Raw genomic sequence first — 3,709 nt, forward strand, 5'->3', positions numbered from 1 at the left:
TTCTCCCAGCCGCCCCAGCCACTGCCGGTCCACCACTTGCCGTACATCGCGCCATCGGTCCCGCGGCCAAAGCAGTGGAGGTGGCCCGGCCCCCAGGTCACGCATTCCGGTTTGTTGAGAAGCACCCCACCCATATTCTCCCAGCCGCCCCAGCCACTGCCGGTCCACCACTTGCCGTACATCGCGCCATCGGTCCCGCGGGCAAAGCAGTGGAGGTGGCCCGGTCCCCAGCTCGCACATTCAGGCTTGTCGAGGATTACGCCGCCCATGCTTTCCCAGCCTTGCCACAGCGCAACTGCAGGGTGGCAGAAGAGCAGTAAGGAAACTAAAGCTAGAGGATGGAGAAATCGTGCTTGAATTCCGGAAATGGTAGCCATGACAACCTCCAAAGCGACTTGAACATGGGGTTTTTGTCACTCCCATTCTTTGCGGAAGCGCGAGAAGAACAGCAACGTTTTGAAATTGTAGCTATTGCCTTCGGGGCTTCGGATTGCGGGGATGACAACCAAAAAACTTGCTAGCGTTTCACCCTCATTGCTCATTGCCATTCAAAATCGGCAAAAGGCCTCAGAATGAACGACGAAAGGACCCAAATGGTTCCTTCAACTTCAACTTGATTCAGCGCCGGCATCGCAAAAACGATGACGCCGCGCATTGCGCAACGTCGCGCGTCGACGCTGCGCCGAGTTGCGCCGCGATGGTCGATAGTGGTGATGCGGCAATCGGTCTGGTCGATCGGCTAGACGGTGAAAACTGGCGTCCCATCGCCGGGGCCTCCGCTGACCTGCCCCCGAACTTTCATCCAGTAGCAAGTTGAGTCCCGGCGGTTAATGGGCCGGACTCTAATCGCTTCTGGAGGAATTTCTCAGGGGCAGGTCAGAATCTTCCCAAAATCGTACGCTTCCGTAATGGCCCGTTGGTAATCAAGCCCGCTATTTTCCATCTCCTATCCTGGCCCGACGTTCGATTGACAGCCCAATCACTTCAGCTTCTCAAAAGCACCCGAAGGCCGGATCGAGGTACAGAAATTGGTCCTAGCAAGTTTCCGTTCGCTGATATGAGCAGAGGTGTGAGCAGATCCCTCCAGATCGAGTCACGATCAGCATCCCGAAGTTCCAAAGTCGCCGAGTGATCAAAAGTGTCGGCGATATTGACCAATGTAATGAGTTGATGCGTTTCCCCGCGGTAGTGATAGGCAACCACGTCTTGATTGCCAGTTCTCGGCTGGTAGGTTTGCTGACCGTATATCAGCGCGTCCTTATAGGTTTGCCGCATTTGGACCAGCGTCCGGATATGGCCGGCGGCGTCATGCATAAATGAACCTGGCCAAAAACCACAAAGTGCTAGGCTGTGGCCCGCAGCAAAGACTTGATGCAACTCGTTGAGGTTTACACCATTCCCGAACCAGTTGAGTTCAGGTATCCCATACCGAACGGGCGACGCGACGAGGCGCCGCGGATTCTGTGCTAATGTTCCGTTCTCGGGTCTCTCGGCGAAACCAAAATTGGCGGACAGTCCGCCATCCCAATATCGGCCGATCGGTCCGGCAGTGGTTTCGCCGAGGACAACCGCATCCGATTTGATTTCTTTTACTGCTCTTCTCACGCGGGCAGTCAAGTTTAGCACGCCTTGGCAATGTTTAAGAGGCGACCATGCGACGCCCTCCTGCAAAGTCCTCATTGGCCAATTCATTTGCCACGCCCAGGAATCCAAGAAGATGCCATCGGCATGGTAGTCCCGAATTAAGCGCTTAGCGACTTCGACTATGTAGTTTTGCCACGCGGCCGAAGGCGCCGCCATCGTCAGGTTAGATTCGTATTGCTTATGTACCGAGCCATCGCCGCCCCAAAGACCGCTGGGAAGTCGAGCACGCCAGCTTTCGCCATGCTGCTGAGCAACACGCGAGTGCTCGTATATTATGAAGGGCTCAAGATACAGAATTATTCGGCCGCCAGCCTCTTGAAGCTTACGGATACCCTCGGTCAGAGCGGCTTCGCCGCCGAGGTCTGCTCGCGGAATATAATCGCCCTTATTCCAATAGCGTGGAGCGGCCCCTCTAGTCGCTCCCTCCCAATAATCCGTAAGGTAAACGATGTTCGTCCCGAGCGCTTTAGATTCCTCAAGGAATCTGGGAAGTTCTCGGAAAGACTTGATAAGGCCCTTCCCCACACTGATCACGTCGAGCTGCTTGCCATCACGTTGATTAGCCACCGCCATATGCGATCCTGGCGGTAGGAGGCTTCCTCCTACATACGCCGGGCTCACCCGGAACGGCATTCTTCCATCGATGCCATCGGTCCAGGGGCCGTCATCAACCGTGAAGGTGACCCAAATCGCGCCGTCGTTACGAACTGTAAACACATCGAGCTGACGTCCGCCGCGCTGCGTGCCTACGGCAATAGCGGCGCCCGGTCGGGCGAATCCAGGCGGGCTCACCCGGAACGGCATTCTTCCATCGATGCCATCGGTCCAGGGGCCGTCATCAACCGTGAAGGTGACCCAAATCGCGCCATCGTTTCGAACTGTAAACACATCCAGCTGTCGTTCACCGCGCTGACAGCCCACAGCAAGAGCGGCTTCCTGTTGAGCGAACCCTGGCGGACTCACACGGAACGGTGTGCGCCCATCGATGCCGTCGGTCCAGGGGCCATCATCAACCGTGAAGGTGACCCACACCGCCCCATCGTTTTTCCCCACTGCGAATACATCCAGCTGTCGCCCACCGCGTTGCGTGGCCACTACTAGGGGGGTTCCCCGGGTCGAGAATCCAGTCGGGCTTACCCGGACTGGTCTCCGGTCGCCGTCGCCATCGGTCCAAAGGCCATCATCGACCGTAAAGGTGGCCCAGACCGCGTCTTCGTTACCAACTGTGAAAACACTCAGCTGACGTCCGCCACGCTGGTTCGCTACAGCAAGGGGGGCCCCCGGTCGGGCGAATCCAGGCGGGCTCACCCGGAACGGCATTCTTCCATCGATGCCATCGGTCCAGGGGCCGTCATCAACCGTGAAGGTGACCCAAATCGCGCCGTCGTTACGAACTGTAAACACGTCCAGCTGACGTCCGCCGCGCTGCGTGCCTACGGCAATAGCGGCGCCCGGTCGGGCGAATCCAGGCGGGCTCACCCGGAACGGCATTCTTCCATCGATGCCATCGGTCCAGGGGCCGTCATCAACCGTGAAGGTGACCCAAATCGCGCCGTCGTTACGAACTGTAAACACATCGAGCTGACGTCCGCCGCGCTGCGTGCCTACGGCAATAGCGGCGCCCGGTCGGGCGAATCCAGGCGGGCTCACCCGGAACGGCATTCTTCCATCGATGCCATCGGTCCAGGGGCCGTCATCAACCGTGAAGGTGACCCAAATCGCGCCATCGTTTCGAACTGTAAACACATCCAGCTGTCGTTCACCGCGCTGACAGCCCACAGCAAGAGCGGCTTCCTGTTGAGCGAACCCTGGCGGACTCACACGGAACGGTGTGCGCCCATCGATGCCGTCGGTCCAGGGGCCATCATCAACCGTGAAGGTGACCCACACCGCCCCATCGTTTTTCCCCACTGCGAATACATCCAGCTGTCGCCCACCGCGTTGCGTGGCCACTACTAGGGGGGTTCCCCGGGTCGAGAATCCAGTCGGGCTTACCCGGACTGGTCTCCGGTCGCCGTCGCCATCGGTCCAAAGGCCATCATCGACCGTAAAGGTGGCCCAGACC

At 58.4% G+C, this 3,709-nt stretch carries 2 protein-coding genes; both read right to left on the reverse strand.

Annotated elements, in window-relative coordinates:
• Positions 1-377: hypothetical protein (locus IYY11_RS00280; RefSeq protein ID WP_210331172.1), on the reverse strand; the 377-nt coding region annotated here is incomplete at its 3' end.
• 607 nt (positions 378-984) lie between these two features.
• The gene (locus IYY11_RS23370; protein ID WP_196402294.1) at positions 985-3,555 is read right to left on the reverse strand and encodes a DUF6259 domain-containing protein; all 2,571 of its coding nucleotides are present in this window, start codon (positions 3,553-3,555) and stop codon (positions 985-987) included.
• Positions 3,556-3,709: the final 154 nt, after the last annotated feature.

Source organism: Methylocystis sp. H62, assembly GCF_015709515.1.
Taxonomy (GTDB): Bacteria; Pseudomonadota; Alphaproteobacteria; order Rhizobiales; family Beijerinckiaceae; genus Methylocystis.